At 56.0% G+C, this 18,796-nt stretch carries 15 protein-coding genes; 7 read left to right on the top strand and 8 right to left on the bottom strand.

Features of this window, described 5'->3' with window-relative positions:
- Positions 1-54: 54 nt before the first annotated feature.
- The 4 genes from yjfF to ytfQ form a co-directional block, all read right to left on the bottom strand.
- Entirely contained in the window at positions 55-1,056 is a 1,002-nt protein-coding gene (gene yjfF, locus AC2FAP_RS15305) for a galactofuranose ABC transporter, permease protein YjfF (protein WP_020882909.1), read from the bottom strand.
- A complete protein-coding gene (ytfT, locus tag AC2FAP_RS15310; RefSeq protein WP_025205793.1) occupies positions 1,043-2,068 on the bottom strand; it encodes a galactofuranose ABC transporter, ATP-binding protein YtfT in 1,026 nt (341 codons plus the stop codon). Before ytfT ends, yjfF begins: the two co-directional genes overlap by 14 nt.
- Positions 2,069-2,078: 10 nt before the next feature.
- On the bottom strand, positions 2,079-3,581 hold the full coding sequence (ytfR, locus tag AC2FAP_RS15315; protein ID WP_032681853.1) for a galactofuranose ABC transporter, ATP-binding protein YtfR: 1,503 nt from the start codon (positions 3,579-3,581) through the stop codon (positions 2,079-2,081).
- A gap of 124 nt (positions 3,582-3,705) precedes the next feature.
- Positions 3,706-4,662 carry a galactofuranose ABC transporter substrate-binding protein YtfQ gene (gene ytfQ, locus AC2FAP_RS15320; protein WP_020882912.1) on the bottom strand — a complete coding sequence of 319 codons (957 nt, stop codon included), beginning with the start codon at positions 4,660-4,662 and terminating at the stop codon, positions 3,706-3,708.
- A gap of 309 nt (positions 4,663-4,971) precedes the next feature.
- Between ytfQ and ppa the strand changes: the two genes are divergently transcribed.
- Both ppa and AC2FAP_RS15330 read left to right on the top strand, forming a co-directional pair.
- On the top strand, positions 4,972-5,502 hold the full coding sequence (ppa, locus tag AC2FAP_RS15325) for an inorganic diphosphatase (RefSeq protein WP_020882913.1): 531 nt from the start codon (positions 4,972-4,974) through the stop codon (positions 5,500-5,502).
- A 511-nt stretch (positions 5,503-6,013) separates the two neighbouring features.
- Positions 6,014-6,307: a hypothetical protein gene (locus tag AC2FAP_RS15330; protein WP_032669643.1), complete on the top strand. Its 294-nt coding sequence runs from the start codon at positions 6,014-6,016 to the stop codon at positions 6,305-6,307.
- Between the two features lie 42 nt (positions 6,308-6,349).
- Here the strand turns inward: AC2FAP_RS15330 and AC2FAP_RS15335 are convergent, their stop codons facing one another.
- Genes AC2FAP_RS15335 through tamA form a run of 3 tightly spaced genes read right to left on the bottom strand, consistent with a single transcriptional unit; the run spans position 6,350 to position 12,203 of the window.
- On the bottom strand, positions 6,350-6,694 hold the full coding sequence (locus AC2FAP_RS15335) for a gamma-glutamylcyclotransferase family protein (protein WP_014168360.1): 345 nt from the start codon (positions 6,692-6,694) through the stop codon (positions 6,350-6,352).
- A 2-nt stretch (positions 6,695-6,696) separates the two neighbouring features.
- A complete protein-coding gene (gene tamB, locus AC2FAP_RS15340; protein WP_449541906.1) occupies positions 6,697-10,473 on the bottom strand; it encodes an autotransporter assembly complex protein TamB in 3,777 nt (1,258 codons plus the stop codon).
- On the bottom strand, positions 10,470-12,203 hold the full coding sequence (gene tamA, locus AC2FAP_RS15345; RefSeq protein WP_020882918.1) for an autotransporter assembly complex protein TamA: 1,734 nt from the start codon (positions 12,201-12,203) through the stop codon (positions 10,470-10,472). The genes tamB and tamA overlap by 4 nt, the downstream gene beginning before the upstream one ends.
- A gap of 225 nt (positions 12,204-12,428) precedes the next feature.
- Between tamA and msrA the strand changes: the two genes are divergently transcribed.
- Positions 12,429-13,070, top strand: coding sequence for a peptide-methionine (S)-S-oxide reductase MsrA (gene msrA / locus AC2FAP_RS15350; RefSeq protein WP_020882919.1), 642 nt, complete (start codon positions 12,429-12,431; stop codon positions 13,068-13,070).
- Here msrA and AC2FAP_RS15355 read toward each other — a convergent pair whose 3' ends face one another.
- Positions 13,071-14,129: a LacI family DNA-binding transcriptional regulator gene (locus tag AC2FAP_RS15355; RefSeq protein ID WP_014168356.1), complete on the bottom strand. Its 1,059-nt coding sequence runs from the start codon at positions 14,127-14,129 to the stop codon at positions 13,071-13,073. It lies immediately after the preceding gene.
- Positions 14,130-14,322: 193 nt separating this feature from the next.
- Between AC2FAP_RS15355 and AC2FAP_RS15360 the strand changes: the two genes are divergently transcribed.
- The 4 genes from AC2FAP_RS15360 to AC2FAP_RS15375 are packed head-to-tail and all read left to right on the top strand — an operon-like array spanning position 14,323 to position 18,786.
- Positions 14,323-15,474, top strand: a complete 1,152-nt coding sequence (locus tag AC2FAP_RS15360; RefSeq protein WP_449541907.1) for a Gfo/Idh/MocA family protein — start codon at positions 14,323-14,325, stop codon at positions 15,472-15,474.
- Between the two features lie 16 nt (positions 15,475-15,490).
- Entirely contained in the window at positions 15,491-16,669 is a 1,179-nt protein-coding gene (locus AC2FAP_RS15365; RefSeq protein ID WP_449541908.1) for a Gfo/Idh/MocA family protein, read from the top strand.
- Between the two features lie 2 nt (positions 16,670-16,671).
- Complete coding sequence (locus AC2FAP_RS15370; protein WP_193163448.1) at positions 16,672-17,739, top strand: Gfo/Idh/MocA family protein; 1,068 nt, start codon at positions 16,672-16,674, stop codon at positions 17,737-17,739.
- 12 nt (positions 17,740-17,751) lie between these two features.
- The gene (locus tag AC2FAP_RS15375) at positions 17,752-18,786 is read left to right on the top strand and encodes a Gfo/Idh/MocA family protein (protein ID WP_020882923.1); all 1,035 of its coding nucleotides are present in this window, start codon (positions 17,752-17,754) and stop codon (positions 18,784-18,786) included.
- Positions 18,787-18,796: the final 10 nt, after the last annotated feature.

The raw sequence follows: 18,796 nt of genomic DNA on the forward strand, positions 1-18,796 counted from the left end.
AAAGAGTATCGGCCGCTACCGGAAAATGTTTAGACTTTAAGCAAATTCAGCGTGTTATGGCTCTGTTACTGAAGTGTTTACACGGGTAACAGGCGAGCTTTGTCGGTTCTCCCAGAGCACCGTCAGGCCGCGCTGCAGGGCGATAAAAATAAACAACAGAATGCCAATGGCGATCTTGGTCCACCATGAACTGAGCGTGCCGTCAAAGTTGATATAGGTCTGGATCAGCCCCTGGATCGCCACGCCGAACAGCGTCCCCAGCACCGTGCCAACGCCGCCGCTGAGCAACGTGCCGCCAATCACCACCGAGGCGATGGCATCAAGTTCCACCCCGACCCCTGCCAGGGCATAACCCGCCTGGGTATAAATCGAGAAGACGATACCCGCGAGCGTCGCCAGTCCGGTCGAGAGCATATAGATGCGGATTGTGGTGCTGCGGGTGGAGATCCCCATCAGGTTTGCCGAGGTGGCGCTGCCGCCAATGGCATAGACCTGATTACCAAACCGGGTACGGTGGGCAAGGAAGATCCCCACCACCACCACGCCCAGCATCAGCAACCCCATCGCGCTCAGACGACCGCCGCCGGGGATTTTCCACGCCAGGCTGGAGAGCGTGTCGTAGACAGGATGGTTAATCGGAATCGATTCTTCCGAGACCAGGTAGCTCACGCCGCGCAGGAAGAACATGCCGGCAAGGGTGATAATAAAAGCCGGAATTTTCAGCGCGTCGATCAAAAGCCCCATAAAGGCGCCAAACGCGCAGCCCATCACCAGCACCAGCGGGAAGGCCAGCAGCGGTGAGATCCCCCAGAAACCGATCGCTTTTGCGAGGAATACGCCCGTGAAAGCGATCACCGACCCAACCGAGAGATCGATCCCACCGGAGAGGATCACAAAGGTCATTCCAACGGCGATAATGCCTAAAAAGGCGTTATCTGTCAGAATGTTGCAAATCACCCGGGTAGAGGCAAAGCCCGGGAATTGCGTCAGGCAGTAGAGATAACCCAGCACAAACACGCCCAGGGTGATCATTAACGGTAAATTACGTTTTATCATGGCCACGGATCCCTTTAATGATGCTGACAAAGCGCGGCGACTGGACGATCAGCACGCAGAGCACGACCACCGCTTTCACCACCTGGTTGAGTTCCGGCTGAAAACCGGAGAGCAGGATCCCGGTATTCATACCCTGAATAATCAGCGCACCAATCACCGAGAGCAGCAGATTAAACCGCCCGCCCATCAGCGATCCGCCACCGATAACCACCGCCAGGATCGCATCCAGCTCCAGCCATAACCCGGCGTTGTTGGCATCCGCACCACGGATGTCCGCCGCGACGATCACCCCGGCAATGGCGGCGCAAATGCCGCTCAGCACGTAGGTCAGCATGACCATCAGCCGTGTATTAACCCCGGCGTTTCGCGCCGCACGGATGTTAATTCCGACCGCTTCAATGAACATGCCCAGCGCCGTTTTACGGGTAAAGAGCCAGAACACGACTAATGTGACCAGCGCAATAACGATCGGCGTCGGGAAGAAGAACAGTTTACCGCTGCCAAGCCATGCCAGCCCGGGGGAGTTGAAGGTCACAATCTGACCCGAGGTGATAAGCTGTGCCACACCGCGTCCGGCCACCATCAGGATGAGAGTGGCGACAAACGGCTGAATTTTCAGGACCGCCACGAGAATGCCGTTCCATAATCCGGCCAGCACCCCGGTACCTAATGCAGCCAGCAGCACCACCGGCAGGCTGTGCCCGGCAACGGTCATGGACGCTGCCGTGGCGCCGGCGATGGCCATCACCGCACCGACGGAGAGGTCAATCCCGCCGGTGGCGATCACCAGCGTCATACCAATGGCCAGAAGCGCCACCGGGGCGGCGCGGTTTAAAATGTCTATCGGACTGCCAAACAGCCGGCCATCCTGCACGATAATCTGAAAGAAATGCGGGGCGACCAGGCTATCGATCAGCAGCACCAGCAGCAACGCGATAATTTGCGGCGTGCCGGTAGGCCAGGTGAAGCGGCGCCTGGTTGCACCGGTTTGCGGAAGCGAACGGGGCATCACGATTAACTCCTTACGCCGCGATGGCATTCATGATTGCCGGAACGGACAGTTTATCCAGCGGGATCTCTGCCACCTGCTTACGATCGCGCATGATGATGACGCGATCGGCATACCCCACCAGCTCTTCCAGCTCGGATGAGATAACCAGCAGCGCCAGACCGTCTGCACACAGCGTTTCGATAAGCCGGATAATTTCGGCATGCGCCCCGACGTCGATACCGCGCGTCGGTTCATCGAGGATCAGGAACTGGGGTTTAGTCAGCAGCCAGCGTGACAGCAATACCTTCTGCTGGTTGCCACCGGAGAGAAATTCAATGGGCTGTTCAGCGCTCGGCGTACGTATACCGAGCTGACGGATAAATCGCTCGGCAATGGCGTTTTGCTCTTTCCGCGGGATGGGGCGTAGCCATCCGCGCTGCGCCTGCAGAGCCAGAATGATATTTTCCCGCACCGAGGCGGCGGCAATTATGCCATCGGTTTTCCTGTCTTCCGGGCAGAAGCCCACGCCCAGGCAGGAGGCCTGATGCGGCGATCGCAGGGTCTGCGGTTTACCTTTGATCAGCGCGCTGCCGCTGTCCGCAGGTTTGATCCCGAAGATCACCTCGGCGGTTTCGGTGCGCCCGGAACCCAGCAGGCCCGCCAGCCCGACAATTTCACCGGGCCGCACGTCCAGATTAAAGGGCGAGATCACCCCTTTTTTGCCGAAATCGCTGAAGGCTGCGACCGGTTTCTCGCTGAGCAGCGTGCGGCCTGCACGCTGAAGCGCGTTGGTTTCCAGCTCGCGGCCCAGCATCATTTTGACCAGTTCTATCTGCGGCAGCTCGCGGGTTTCGCGGCAGCCGACAAAGCTGCCGTTGCGCAGCACCGTGATGCGATCGCTGACCTCATACACCTGATCGAGGAAGTGGGTGACGAAGATCAGGCTTACCCCCTGATCGCGCAGCTGGCGCATCAGGGTAAAGAGCATTTCAACTTCCTGGGTATCAAGGCTCGCGGTAGGCTCATCAAGGATCAGCACTTTCGCGGAGAGATCGATCGCCCGGCAAATCGCGACAATTTGCTGCATCGCGACGGAAAAACGGTTCAGCGGTTCGCGAACGTCCAGGGAGAAGCCATAGGATTCCATCAGCCTGGTGGCCCGCGCTTCCATCTCTTTGCGTCGCAGCAGGCCGAAGCGTCTTGGCTCACGGCCGATAAACAGGTTATCCGCCACCGACATATTCGGCAGCAGGTTCACTTCCTGGTAAACCGTCCCAATCCCCAGCTGCTGCGCATGGGCGGTGTTTTTTGGCGAAATGGCATTGCCTTCTAGCCAGATTGTGCCGCGATCGGCATGGTAAACGCCGGTAAGTGCCTTAATCAGCGTCGATTTTCCCGCACCGTTCTCTCCCAGCAGCGCCATAATCTCACCGCGTCGCAGGCTAAAATCAACGTTATCCAGCGCTTTTACACCGGGGAAAAACTTGCTTAAGCCCTCTGTGCGGAGGATTTCCTGGTGTTGTGTGTCGGTCATGTTTCCCCCTCACCCTCGCCCTCTCCCGGTTAGGGAGAGGGAAATGTTCATGCCAGTCTACCCGCCCTTGTATACCCTCTCCCCTCAGGGGAGAGGAGTGGGGTAAGGGGCGAGGGAAAAGGCCTTAGTAGCCCATATTTTTCTTCTTCTCTAACTCTTCTTTCGCGGTGTCAGGCAGGTAGAGCGTCGATTTGGTGATCGTCACTTTTTCAGGCAGGGTGCCGTCTTTCTTGAATTTCTCCAGCGCATCGAATGCCGGGCCAGCCATGTTTGGCGTCAGCTCCACGCTGGCGTTCGCTTCGCCGTCCATCATCGCTTTATAGATATCCGGCACGCCATCGATAGAGCCAGTGAGGATATCTTTGCCCGGCTTCAGACCCGCTTCTTTGATGGCCTGGATAGCCCCGATCACCATGTCATCGTTGTGGGCGTAAACCATGCAGATGTTCTTGCCGTTGTTTTCAGCCTTGATAAAGCTCTCCATGACCTCTTTACCTTTACTGCGGGTAAAGTCGCCGGACTGAGAGCGGATAATCTTAATGTTTGGCGCTTTGGCGATGGCTTCCGCGAAGCCTTTCTTACGATCGATGGCCACGCTCGCCCCAACGGTACCCTGCAACTCAACGACGTTACACGGCTTGCCATCCACCTGTTTCACCAGCCAGTCACCAATTAATTGGCCCTCGAGAACGTTATTGGCGGTGACGGTGGTCATATAGAGAGATTTGTCTTTTACATCAATGGAACGATCGAGCAAAACAACCGGGATCTCAGCGTCTTTCGCTTCCTTCAGGACCGGCTCCCAGCCAGTGGCCACGACCGGCGCAATAAAGATGGCATCAACGCCCTGGGCGATAAATGACCGCACGGCTTTGATCTGGTTTTCCTGTTTTTGCTGCGCATCGGCGATTTTCAGGGTGATACCGCGTTTCTGGGCCTCGCTTTTCGCAACGTTGGTTTCTGCCGCTCGCCAGCCGGATTCAGAGCCGACCTGGGAAAAACCTACGGTTAAAGGGGCGGCCATCGCCATAGACGACATGGCTGCCGAAACTGCTGTGACAAGAAGTAAGCGCTTCCACATATGAACGTCCTCGTAGGGGTGTTTATTGTTGGTTAAAAGATGTTCTGCGAAATGACTATAGCCAATGAAATATGTAACGAATTGCGTTACATCACACTTCAGAAAAGTGAATAAAACGTTAATCACAAGTTTGTAATCGCTTTCATTTCACCATTAAAAAAGCGGCTGAGTTTATGGATTTTCCTGTCATGGAATCGGTCTGAAAAGTGGGGAGAACGTGGAGAGAAGACGAAAACAGGCGGAGACATTCAGCGCCAGTTGGCTATAATACCTGCCACTTGTTTACCATCCATTTTAAAGGACACAGACATGAGCTTACTCAACGTCCCTGCGGGTAAAGAACTGCCAGAAGACATCTACGTAGTTATCGAAATCCCGGCTAACGCAGATCCTATCAAATACGAAGTGGACAAAGAGAGCGGTGCGCTGTTTGTAGACCGTTTCATGTCTACCGCCATGTTCTATCCATGCAACTATGGTTACATCAACCACACCCTGTCTCTGGACGGTGACCCGGTTGACGTACTGGTTCCAACGCCATACCCGCTGCAGCCAGGCGCAGTCATTCGCTGCCGTCCTGTTGGCGTGCTGAAAATGACCGACGAATCTGGTGAAGATGCGAAACTGGTTGCTGTTCCGCACACCAAACTGAGCAAAGAGTACGATCACATCAAAGATGTGAACGACCTGCCAGAACTGCTGAAAGCGCAGATCACTCACTTCTTCGAGCACTACAAAGACCTCGAAAAAGGCAAGTGGGTTAAAGTTGACGGCTGGGAAAACGCAGAAGCAGCGAAAGCGGAAATCATCTCCTCTTTCGAACGCGCTGCGAAGAAGTAATTCTTACCGCTGAATAATAAGGCCCCGCGAGTCGGGGCTTTTTTGTACCTTGCGTCTGACGCGACACTGGCACGCTAAATACGGTATAGCGGGTAACATCTCAAGGAACCAGCAGAATATATGAGCTAGTGACCCCAGGTTTTGTCCCCGGCAGAGCCGACCTGTTTGAAGAGCTTGCAGGGTATTATGAGAGTGATGGCCTGATATTTACCGATAGAGGTCTTTGATATTATCTAACGCTATTAATAGCCTGCTTTTGCCCTACTCGCTGCGTTAAAACAATTACCGACGAATATGCCCGTTTCGTGTCTGCTTCAGGGCTTTATGAAGACAGGTGTGTCTACCCTTTTTGTCGCAATGTACAGCGGGTAGAGTAAATGGCATACCCTGAGCTCAGGTGCTACTAACATCACCCATAGCTATTTTTTAATCGAGTTGCTGGCCAGCACACTCCTGACCGTCGCGATTGTGGGCGTTTTACATGCTACGTTTCTTTCTTCACAGCATAAAGATGGGCTACATAAAGGCGTTTGACTGTTACGGCAAAGACAGCAAATGGCAGTATCTCTGCATCATGACATTCCAGCTCGCCTGGTTTTTGTTTTATTTATGGATCCCCTACCGCAGCGATTATGCCATTTTGCTGTTTTTACTGTTTTTTATTCCCGTCATTTCAAGCAATACGCGGTGCATCAACTACTACGGCTTTTCACGCGCCCTGTGTCTGATATGGCTGGTTGCTCCGTACATCATGCTTTTTGTTCCGCTGTTTTTGACCCGACGCCGAAGCACAGAAGAGAGCTAAGCCCATAAAAAACAACGCCACCTGACGGTGGCGTTGTTTTTTTCAGTACTGGTCTCTGTCTAACCAGTTACCGCTTACAATCCGCTTTAACCCCTCGACCGGACGCTGGTAGACGTACATCCACGCACTTCCATACGGCGTCTGGATCAACTGGCGAGCGTATTCACCGCCCCTGGTGCGCAAGGCATCAAGTTCGGCAAGAGTAGCATTATCAATACGATAAACTTCACCCTGTACTGTTCCTTCCCCAGGAACCGCGCCTGGATAGTGGCCCAGGCTATACAACTGGTAGTTCTCGATATTGTAATTCCCCAGCAGCAGGGCATTGGTCATCCAGTGACTGTTGCCTTGCTTGGTTCGTAAACTGCCGTAGACAAATATTCGCATTGCTAAAACTCAAACTGATAGAGCAGATCAAGTGCCTGGTCTACGCCGGACACTGCTTCCAGATATAGCTTAGGCATAAGGCGATAGCGTAACGTGAGTGTTGCCAGTGAGTCAAAGATCCCCACGCCATATTTTACCTGCAGACCCGGCAGTACATAGCCACTGACCACCACTTGCGAGGAGTCACCCACGCCCTGGGTGTCCAGTGCCAGATTGCTTACGCCGAACGTCTCGCCGATTTTACCCACAACCTGCCCACTTTGTGCAACCCCCAGACCCACTAACATCGAGGTCATCGCCGCACTGTCGCTCTGGCCGCTCTCCAGTCCTTGCCCACGCAGCAGGTAAGACAGGGCTTCCTGTTGCGACATTGCCGGGTCGGAGAAGATCTCCGCCTTCGGCTCATCAGCAGAGCCGGTAACGCGAACACCCGCAATAACGTCGTTTTCGGTGGCTTCCGGGTTACGAATCGCTTCGATATTGAGCAGTGGCTGATCCGGCGGGCCGGAGAACAGCAGTTCACCTTTACGCACAATCAGATCCTGACCATAGGCATGGAAGCGCCCTTCAGGAATATTGATTTGGCCGTTCAGCCCCAGACCCTGCTTGTCCTGCGCGACTTTCAGATCCCCTGTCAGTCTCGCCTTCAGCCCAAACGCATCCAGACGCACGTTATTGCCGACGTGAACGGTGAGGTTACTGTTGATCGGAATACCGGCGCTCTTCTGCTCAACGGGTTTGAGATTTTCATTGAGCATGACTTCGTCACTGGAGACGCCCACCGCGCTCTCAGGCACCTCGTGCACCACGATGCGTGCCCACGGTACGTCCACGTTGCCGTCCAGCGTGAAGAGGCTTGGGGTGGCTTCAAAGACAATATCCGGGGATACGTCCAGACGTACCATCGGCGGTACGGTGATCCGCACCTTGCTGCCTTTGGCCGCAACACGGGCCCGCCAGTTATCAAGCTGGCTCCAGTCGGCGTCGCCGCTGAGGTTGATTTGCCCCTGCTGGGTACGCACCACCCCGGCGAGGGTCGAGCTCATGCCGTTGAAGTTCATCGCAATCTGGCTTGGCTGCATATCAAACGGCATAAAGTTGCCGTCGATATCCACGCCGTTAAGCTGCATCTGGCCAAACAGCTGCGGGCTTTGCGCATTGCCCGCCAGGCGCAGGTTCGCGCTGAGCATCCCCTCCGCTTTTTCTCCACGTGAGAAAATCGGGTTGGCCATCGCCAGGTTGAAATTGCGGATATTAACGTTACCGGCGAGATTACGGCGTCCTTGCGGATCGGTAATCTGCACCTGCCCGTCAAACTGACCGTTGTTGGTCAGACGGATAAGCCACCCCAGCTCCGCGCGGTTGTTATGCAGATCGGCACTCAGGTTGAGGGTATCAAACGCCACCGGCAGCGGTGCGTCGTTCACCTCCTGTATCACCTTCACGTTACGACCAGAGAGCGTCACGCTACCCTGCGGCAGCCCCTCTTTGGTCGTGTCCCACGCGACATCGGCTTTCCCGCTAAAGACGCCGCTGGCCTGAGTCGTGTCCGGCATAAACGGTTTTAGCATCGCCAGGTCGAAGCGATTAAGGTTGATCTGCGCACGCCCTTCAGCCCCCGCATCAATGGTCTGCGGCACGCACAGTTCCGCATTCGGGTTGGTCCAGCAGTGCGGTCCGATACTGATCTTTTGTTCGGCGTTGCGGTAGTCCAGCGCGATAGAGCGGGACAGCGCCAGCGGCCCTACCGGGGTGTTGAAGCGGGTATTGTCCAGCGTCCCTTTCCAGCGCGCCTGTTTGCGATCAAAGCTTCCGGTCAGATGAAGCTGACCGGATACCGGCTCGCCCTGCACCTTAAGCTGGAGATCGTGCTGTTTTTCGTTACCTTTGGCATCCAGAGTGACCAGATTAATGTTCACGTCGGGCTGAGAAATGCGCTCCACGCGCAGGTTCAGGTTACCGCCAATCTGATCGGTGGATTTCACATCCCCTTCGACGCGAACCCGCGCAACGGTCAGCGCCTGCCAGCGCAGGTTGCTGGCGGTGATATCGGCCAGCAGCTGCGGAGCCTCTACCGTGCCGCGCACCTTCACTAACCCTTTCGCCGTACCGCCCAACCCTGGCAGGGCGTTATCCAGATTTGGCGCATCAATGGTGGCATCGAGATTAAGATCTTTCACCCCCAGCTCGCCTTTGATATCCGCCGTGTTACGGCCCAGCGCCACGTGCAGACCCGGGATCACCCACTGCAGATAGCTGTTGCCCTTCAGCGAGCCTTCAACGTTGACCTTATTCTGCTTCACGTTACCGGTAAGCTTGATTTCCGGCACGTCCATCTGCCACGTACCGCCATACAGGCTGCCGCGGGTTTTGATCAGGCCGTCCAGTTTTGATGGCCAGTCCGGCACCTCTTTGGCCGTGTTGATCCCCGTCAGCTTCAGCTCGCCGCGCCAGCTGATCGCCTGCTGCCAGTCAAGCAGCGCGGTGAGTTCCGTTTTGCCTTCCAGCGCCGCGACGGTCAGTTTGTCGAGATTCACCTGCTGTTCGTTGCCTTTAGCATCCAGCGTAATCGTCGCTGGCGGAACACCTTGCCCCTTCACCGCCGTGCGGAACGACAGGGTGTAATCCGTCATTTTGCCGCTCAGCTTCAGCTTCAGGTCATCGGCCTGGAACTGTTTTTCGCCGGTGAACGGCCAGTAGAGCTGCTTACTGACAACTTCAAGGTTGAGCGGCAGCCCCGCTTCCGCCAGCTGCGTTTGCGCGCGCAGATCCATATCCACCGGGCCGGAGAGGTTAACGCCGACATCCAGTTTATCGCGCAGCGCCCCGCCCACTTTGACCTTCACTTTTTCGCCTTTCAGCGGGTCGATGTTGAGCGAACTGTTCAGGGTGATATCCACCGGCCAGTTGTCGCGCAGCAGGGCATTCCCTGACGCGTTAACCGAGCCCTGGTTGGTGTCGATATCCAGCGCGTCGAGTTTCATGTTGCCGTCGATGCTGCTGACTTTAAGCAGCATGTTGAAGACCGTCAGATCGGTATCGCCGGTGAGACGCAGCTGCTCGCCTTTAAACGCTTCGATATTCAGGTTCAGCGGCAGATGAACGTCCGTCATATCCGGCAGCACAGGTTTAGAGAAGAGATCTTTCAGCGTTTCGCCCAGCGGTTTCTCTTCCGGCTGCGGGTTCTGGATCTTCGGCTCGACAATTTCTTCCTGCGCCACGTCCGCCACTTTCGGCAGCGCAATCAGCAGCCCCTGAAGGGAGGTTGGCGTCAGGGTGAGGTTTTTCTCCTGCCAGCGCAGGCCGGAGGTGAAATCCATGACGGAGACGGTGGTGTCGTCGATTTTGACATTGACGTTATCCAGCGCTACCCGATAGAGGGCAATCGGATACGGTGTGGAGAGATTCAGCGGGCCGCTATCCTCTTCCTCAACGGGTGCCGATTTCGGCATTTTCTTCGAATCTATCGCCACGTTCACGTCTTTCAGCGACAGATCGTTAACGCACAGCTTGCTGTCTCGCAGGCAGCCCAGCTTCACCGCGAGGTGAAATTCCCCCGCGTTTACCGCCACACCAGGCTGCTCGTAGCGGATGTTTTTCAGCCGCAGATCGCGCCAGCCGCCTGTCACCTGGCCAATTTCCAGCCCGGGAACCCAGCGGTTAGCCGCGTTAAACAACAGATGCAGGCCAGACGTCGTTCCGACCAGAAACGCCACCGTACCGAGCAGCAGTACGATAAAAATCAGCACCCCGAGGCTTATCTTCTTCCATAAACTCATAATTCAGGCCCCAGACCGATGTAAAACTGTAAACCGTGTTCTTCTTTATCACCCACCGGCACGGCGAAATCGAGCTTGATTGGCCCGACGGGAGACTGCCAGCGTACGCCCACGCCCGCGCCGGTTTTAAAGTCGCTGCGGCGGATATCGCTTACCGCTTCGCCGCCGTCGACAAACATCGCGCCCCACCATTTTCCGCTGACGTTGTACTGGTACTCCAGCGAGCCGGTAGCCAGCTTGGAGGCACCAATCAGCTTGCCGTCATCATCTTTCGGCGCGATGGATTTGTATTTGTAACCGCGAATACTGCGGTCGCCACCGGCGAAGAAGCGCAGATCCGGCGGAACTTTGTCGAAGTCGCCGGTTTCAATCCAGCCGAGGTTGCCGCGCATCACGAAACGGTGTTTGTCATACAGCGTGCGGATCCAGACGTTTTGCGCCTGAATCACCGAGAAATCCACATCGGAACCCCACATGGTGTTGGAGTAATCGATGGAGTAACGCTGGGAATCGCCCCAGGTTGGCATCAGGCCGCCGCGCGAGCGGGTGCGGCTGATCATCACCCCCGGATAGAGCAGCATAGTGGTGTTGGTGACGTTGGCCTGGGTAAAGTGGTCCAGACTCCAGCGCAGGTTAATGGCGCGCTGCCAGCCGCTGGAGAGGTCCCAGTATCGCGATACCGCAAGCGTGGTGGAATCTGCCTCGGTATCGTTCAGGTCGGTACGCTTAAAACCGCCCTGAACAAGGTAATACTGTTCAAGCGGGTTTTTCAGCAGCGGCATTTTGTAGCTGAAATCGAGCTGCTGTTCCGGCGCCGAGATACTGGCGCTGGTGGTCAGGCTGTGGCCGTATGAGTTCATCCACGGCTTTTTCCACGTGGCTTTCACGCGCGGACCGACGTCGGTCGAATAACCAACACCGGTCTCAATGGTGTTCTCGGTGCGCGGCGAAACAACGCCATGCAGCGGCAACACCTTGGTTTTGCGCGATTTATCAAACTCCGGCGCGACAACCACCGAGTTAAACCACCCGGTGGCGGAGAGGCGGCGGTTCAGCTCCGCCAGATCACGCGACTGGTAGTAATCGCCCTTTTTGAAAGGCACGAGGTTTTGCAGATACTCTTCACGAATTTGTGAGCCTTCGAAGGTCACATCGCCGAAACGATAACGTTCGCCGCTGTCATAATCGATATCCCAGAAGGCCTGGTGCCTGTCGAGCGCAATGCCCAGCTGGCTTTTGTCGAACTGGCTGTCAAAGTACCCCTTACGCAGGGAAACGCTCGTCAGCTCTTTTTTGAAATGGTCGTAGTCACCGTGGTTCAGCACGGTACCGTTTTTCGGCCGCGTGCTGAGCAGATCCAGGTAATCCCGGTCCGTACGCGCGCCGCCGCGCAGAATGACGTTAGTGCCGCCGATCAACACCGGCTCACCCGGTGAAACGCGGGCAATAAGCACCTGCCGCCCCTTCTTTGGCGGCGGACGGAGATCGAAATCAATGGTGGGTTCGTAATAACCCAGCGCTTTCAGCCCTTCGCGGATCGCATCATCCACGCGCGCGCGAAAACGCCGGTCCGGCGTCACTTCGTCGCTCTCGATGGTCGACAGCTGCGCACGCACGTTTTTTTCCAGCGCCCCGGATAACCCCTCAACCTGCAAACGGACATTCGCCGCGCTGGCAACCCCGCTTGTCAGCAATAAACTGACCAAACATAACTGGCGGATTTTTGTCACGTTTTCTCCTGAATATCCCTTTTTCCACCCTGGAAGCAAATGAAGTGCCGCTCCGCGGCAAAATACGGCCTGTTAGCCAAAAACCCACATCACGGGTTGAAAACGGGTGTAACACCCAAATATTTCTTATGATTAAATCTAGACTCATTCAGCGCATTTATTGTGTTCAATTAAACGCTTCGTGACAACCTTAACCGAAACATCGCAGCCCGGGAGGCCCCCATCGTGAGTTTATTCGACAAAAAGCATCTTGTTTCACAAGCTGATGCATTACCGGGACGCAACACCCCTATGCCTGTGGCGACCTTACACGCCGTGAATGGCCATTCAATGACAAACGTTCCTGATGGAATGGAAATCGCCCTGTTCGCCATGGGCTGCTTCTGGGGCGTAGAACGCCTCTTCTGGCAACTCCCCGGCGTTTACAGCACCGCGGCGGGCTACACGGGGGGGTATACGCCAAACCCAACCTACCGCGAAGTGTGCTCTGGCGAGACCGGTCATGCCGAAGCCGTACGCGTGGTGTATGACCCTGCCGTCATTAGCTATGAGCAGCTTCTGCAGGTGTTCTGGGAAAACCACGACCCGGCCCAGGGCATGCGTCAGGGTAACGACCACGGCACCCAGTACCGCTCGGCTATCTACCCTCTCACTCCTGAGCAGGAGACGGCCGCCCGCGCAAGCCTTGAGCGCTTCCAGAAAGCGATGCACGATGCCGGTGACAACCGCGAGGTCACCACGGAAATCGCCTCTGCCAAACCGTTCTACTATGCGGAAGACGACCACCAGCAGTACCTGCATAAAAACCCGTACGGCTACTGCGGTATCGGGGGTATCGGCGTCTGCCTGCCGCCACAGCTGGCCTGATTACTGGTCTAGCGCCACGCGAGCCGCGTGGCGCGTGGCATTACTGACCGACCCATAATTCATGACTTTTCCCTGCAACAGCAGGTTAAAAACCGGTGCCTGCGGCCTGTTAAGGCGGGTCTGCAGCAGGTGCACGGCCTCAATCCCCAGTTCGCGGCAGGGCACCGTGACCCCCGTGACCGGTTTTTCCAGCCGGTGCGCTAAATTCCAGGCAAAATCGGTGGTAATCAGAGAGATGTCTTCCGGGACGCGCAGCCCATGGCGGGTTAATGCCCTCACCACACCTTCGGTCATGCTGGTGCTGTTCGGGAAAATCACCTCAGGCCACTGCGCTCTGTCATGACTCAGCAGCCACTCATCCAGCGCCCGCTCGGCTTCGTCTGCGGTAAACCACTCCGTCACGAGTAAATCACGCTGCGGCTCAAAGGCGACGTGAAAATGGCGATACGCCTCTTTAATGCCATCCAGACGAGCATAAAGCGTATCTCGTCGAAGGCAGGTCAGCGTCAGGACCCGCCGGTGCCCCTGTTCAAAGAGATACTGCATGGCGGTGAAGCCGATCGCCCGGTGATCGGGTGATACCGAATCCAGTACCCGCTCCCGGTCCACGGAATTAATTAAGACGCAGGGTTTATTGAGCGTGCTGGCCAGTTTAAATATGGTGGCATCATCAGTACCAATAATAATTATCGCGTTGATGTTCTTCTGGCTGGCCTTTTCCATAAATAATTTTACATCGGCGTGCTGTTCTTCTAATCCGCAACAGCTGACCCACACATTGTGTGGCGAGCAGGCCTCAGCAATCCCTTTGGTCACCTCAAGATAAAAAATATCGCCGCGCCCCTGAAAGGTTCTTTCCGGAGCAAAAACGGCAATACCGTTAATCAACAGCCGTCCACTGGCCATGGACTCCAGCACGCCCAGCTCTCGTGCGGTGCGAACGATCGCATCCCGGGCTTTATCGCTGGTATATGACTTGCCGCTTAATACCCTCGACACCGTGCTAACGGAATATCCCGTGAGGGCCGCGATCTCCTCCATTTTTAACCTGCCCGGCATAGTGTGACCTCGCTCTCAATCAGTTTTTGCAAATATTTGCAGAAACAGCCTTTTGATTTTAAAACCAAATTTCAGAAAGCCTGGAGATTACTTATTCACCTTGCGAGTATTCTCACAAAAACACATTGTCGCTACGCCTCGCCTTTCCTATTTTCCGGTCATCACTTCTTTTCAACTGAAATTAAGGTGTGACATGGAGAAGGTACGTTTTGGCATTATTGGTATAGGTAATATCGGTACGGTCCACGCACGTTATTTACTCGCGGGTACGGTCAATGACGCCTGCCTGACGGCAGTTTGTGACAATGCACCGGAAAAACACCCGGCCATTCGCCAGCTGGTGGGGTCCATTCCCCTGTTCAGTGATGCCCAGGAGATGATCCAGAGCGGGCTTATCGACGCGGTGATTGTCGCCACGCCCCATTACGAACATCCGCGCCTGTCGATGCTGGCGATGCGTAACGGCATTCATACCCTGTGTGAAAAACCGGCAGGCGTTTATACGGCGCAGGTCCAGGAGATGAACGCCTGCGCGCGCGAGTGCGACGTGGTGTTTGGCATCATGTACAACCAGCGACCAAACCCGCTCTACCGGAAGGTTAAGGATCTTATCGACAGCGGCGAGCTGGGCGAGATCCGCCGCTCTAACTGGATAATCACCAACTGGTACCGCTCGCAGAGCTACTACAACTCCGGCGGCTGGCGCGCGACCTGGAAAGGAGAAGGCGGCGGCGTGTTGCTCAACCAGGATCCGCATCAGCTCGATCTCTGGCAGTGGCTGGTGGGCATGCCGGTCCGCCTGCGCGCGTTTTGCCAGTTCGGCAAACATCGTGACATTGAAGTGGAAGACGAGGTCACCGCCTATGCCGAGTATGCCAATGGGGCTACCGGTGTATTTATCACTACCGTGGCAGAAACGCCGGGGACAAATCGCCTGGAGATCGTCGGGGATCGCGGCAAAGTGGTCGTCGAAGAGGGGCGGCTTCGCTACTGGCGGCTACGTGAGTCCGAAACCGACTTTAACGCCCGCTGGCAAAACGGTTTTGGGGAGCCTGAATGCTGGGAGGTCGACATTCCTGTCGCCGCCGAATGCAGCGAACATCATGTCATTACCGCAAACTTCTGCGCCGCCATCCTGCGCGGTGAACCGCTGATTGCGCCGGGCCTGGACGGGATCCACGGCCTGACGCTCTCCAATGCCATGCATCTTTCCACCTGGACTGACGATTGGGTCGAACTGCCGATCAACGAGAAACACTACTTGCGCCTGCTCCAGCAACGCATCAGCACCTCAGTTGCTAAAGAGGCCATAAACGTGACGCTTGATGCCTCAGGCACCTGGTAACTCCGGAGACGACACGATGCTAAATATCGCCATTGTAGGTACAGGCAATATCTCACATAACCATATTCAGAGTTATTTGCAGTTTGGTCAGCGCTGCCGGATTGTCGCGCTGGTGGATATCTACCCGGAAAAAGCGCACGAGAAAAAAACGCGCTACGGCCTGACGCAGGCCCGCGTGTATGAGAGCCATCAGCAGATGCTGGCATCCGAGCCAGACGTCGATATCGTCGATGTCTGCACCCCGCCGTATGTCCACGCACAAATAAGCATTGATGCACTGGAGGCCGGGTGCCATGTGCTGTGTGAAAAGCCGATGGCCGCCTCGCTTGAGGAGTGCGACGCAATGATTGCGGCTCAGCAGGCCAGCGGCAAAACGCTCTCCATCATTGCGCAAAATCGCTTTACCGATGCCTTCTGGCGCTTAAAAGCAGCGCTGGATTCCGGCCTCGCGGGCAAAATCTGCCATGCGCAGGTGGATTCGTTCTGGTGGCGCGGCCACTGCTATTACGATCTGTGGTGGCGTGGCACCTGGGAAAAAGAGGGGGGCGGCTGCACGCTCAATCACGCGGTTCACCATATCGACGCTATTCTGTGGATGCTCGGGTTTCCATCCGAGGTGGTGGCGATGATGACCAACGTGGCGCATGACAATGCCGAAGTGGAAGACCTCAGCGCCGCAATATTCAAATATCCCAGCGGCGCACTCACGCAGCTTACCGCCTCGGTGGTGCATCACGGCGAAGATCAGAAGATCGTCATCCAGGGCGATCGCGCGCGCATCTCTGCCCCCTGGCAAGCCTGTGCCAGCGTGAGTGCTGATAACGGTTTTCCTCAGGAAACTCACGACCAGCAGCGGGAAGCACAGCTCAACGCTGTTTTTGCGCAGACACCGGCACTCGCGTGGACGCTGCATACCGAGCAGATTAACGACCTGTTGCTGAGTATTGAACGCGGCACGGCCCCGCTGGTGGATGGATTACAGGGAAAACGCTCGCTGGAGTTGATTACCGCAATTTATAAATCTGCCATCACCCGCACCGTGGTCTCGCTCCCCATTCCACGTGAAGATCCGTTTTACCGTACCGGCGGGATTAACACCCTCGCCCCCCGTTTTCATGAGAAATCCGCAAGCGTGGCCAACTTCAGCGAAGTGGGCGCTATCCCCCTGGGTAAAGATCTGGATCGAGGAATCTGAAGATGAATAAACATGACGGAATGAACTACGCGCCAGTCGGCAAACCTCAGCCCGTTGTCCGGGAAGGTGAGTTTGTCTTTGCCGCTGCCGCGCTCGACCACGGGCATATTTATGGAATGTGTAACGGGCTGATTGAGGCCGGCGCCACGCTGAAATGGGTTTACGATCCCGATCCGTCCAGAGTGGATAAATTTATCCAGCAGTATCCGCAGGCCAGAGTGGCGGATTCGCTGGAGACGATCCTCGCTGATAACGAGGTGCGTCTGGTGGCAGGCGCCGCCATCCCCTCTGAGCGCTGTGCGCTGGGGCTGAAATCGATGGCAGCGGGGAAGGATTACTTTACCGACAAAGCGCCGCTCACCACCCTTGAACAGCTGGCAGATGCCAAAGCGATGGTTGAAAAAACCGGTAAGAAATACGCGGTTTACTACAGCGAACGTCTGCATGTTGAGAGTGCTGTCTTTGCCGGTCAACTGGTAAAGCAAGGTGCCATCGGCGACGTGGTACAAACGCTGGGGACAGGCCCACACCGTGAAGGCGAAGGAAGGCCAGACTGGTTTTACGATCGGCGATACTTCGGCGGCATCCTGTGTGACATCGGCAGCCATCAGATTGAGCAGTTCCTTTTTTACACCGGCAACCGCGATGCCACCGTGATAGCAAGCCAGGTCCGGAACGTTAAACACCCGCAGTACCCCGCCTTTGAAGATTTTGGCGACGCAATGCTCAAAGGCGAAAACGGCGCCAGCGGCTACTTCCGCTGCGACTGGTTTACCCCGGACGGGCTGTCCACATGGGGTGACGGGCGACTGACGCTGCTCGGCACCGAGGGCTACATCGAAATCCGCAAATACGTCGATTTAACCCGTGGCGAGCAGGATGTGGTTTATCTCGTCAATAAAGAGGGGGAGTTCCGTTATCCGGTGGCAGGCCAGGTCGGATTCCCGTTCTTTGGCGAACTGATCCTCGACTGTCTCCATCGGACTGAAAATGCCATGACGCAGGCGCACGCCTTCAAGGCTGCGGAGCTCTGCGTGAAGGCTCAAATGCTCGCCAACGCGGCGGGTTAAGGGGAGCCGGAGATGACTATCCTGAATACCGCTATCATCGGCGGCGGGGCGATTCATGGCTGCCATGTCAATGCCCTGCGCCAGATACCCAACGTCGCGCTGCGTGCGCTGGTCGACATCGACAGCGTTAAAGGACTGGCGCTGGCGAAAGACTATCAATGCCGTTTTTATCAGGATTACCGGGAAATGCTGCTGGATGATGCCATCGACGTGGTACACATCTGTACGCCCCATTTCGAGCATAAAGAGATGATTCTGGCGGCACTTGCCGCCGGGAAGCATGTTTTTTGCGAAAAACCGGTGGGCATGAACACCCGTGAACTCATTGATATCACCCGTGCCGCCGATCGGGCTCAGAGCCTGCTCGGCGTGTGCTATCAGAACCGGCTCAACCCCACCAGCCAGCGTATTCGGCAGGAGTTAGGCCATGGACAGCTGGGGAAAATGCTCAGCATCAGGGCAGTACTCACATGGTCACGCGCGGGCGCTTACTACACGCAAAGCCCCTGGCGCGGTCGGCTGGCAACAGAAGGCGGGAGTCTGCTGATCAACCAGGCAATCCATACGCTCGACCTGATGCAGTGGTTCGGTGAAGGCGTGACGCGAGTGAAAGGCGTGGTGGATAGCGGTGAGCTGGCAGACGTGACCGAAGGCGAAGACAGCGCAATGGCCACGCTACACTTCGCCAACGGCGCCCGCGGCCTGTTTTATGCCAGCAATTGCCACACCACGGACGCCCCTCTCCTGCTGGAGATCCACTGTGAACACGGCTCGCTGCTGCTGAATGACAACACTCTCTGGCGCGTCACACCGGGTGAGCGGTTAAAACTGGCAAGCGATGATTCCCCCGACGGCACGGTAAAAAGCTACTGGGGGCTGGGTCATCAGCAGGCGATCCACCGGTTTTATACTGCCGTTCATCATCCGGAAAACAGAGACTATATCGATATCCGTACCGCCGGAAAATCACTCACCCTTGTGGAGGCTATTTATCGGTCATCTCAAACAAGACAATGGATAAATATCAACAACCAGAACGTAATTTGAATTCCAGACG

The organism is Enterobacter cloacae complex sp. 394I7 (assembly GCF_057320345.1).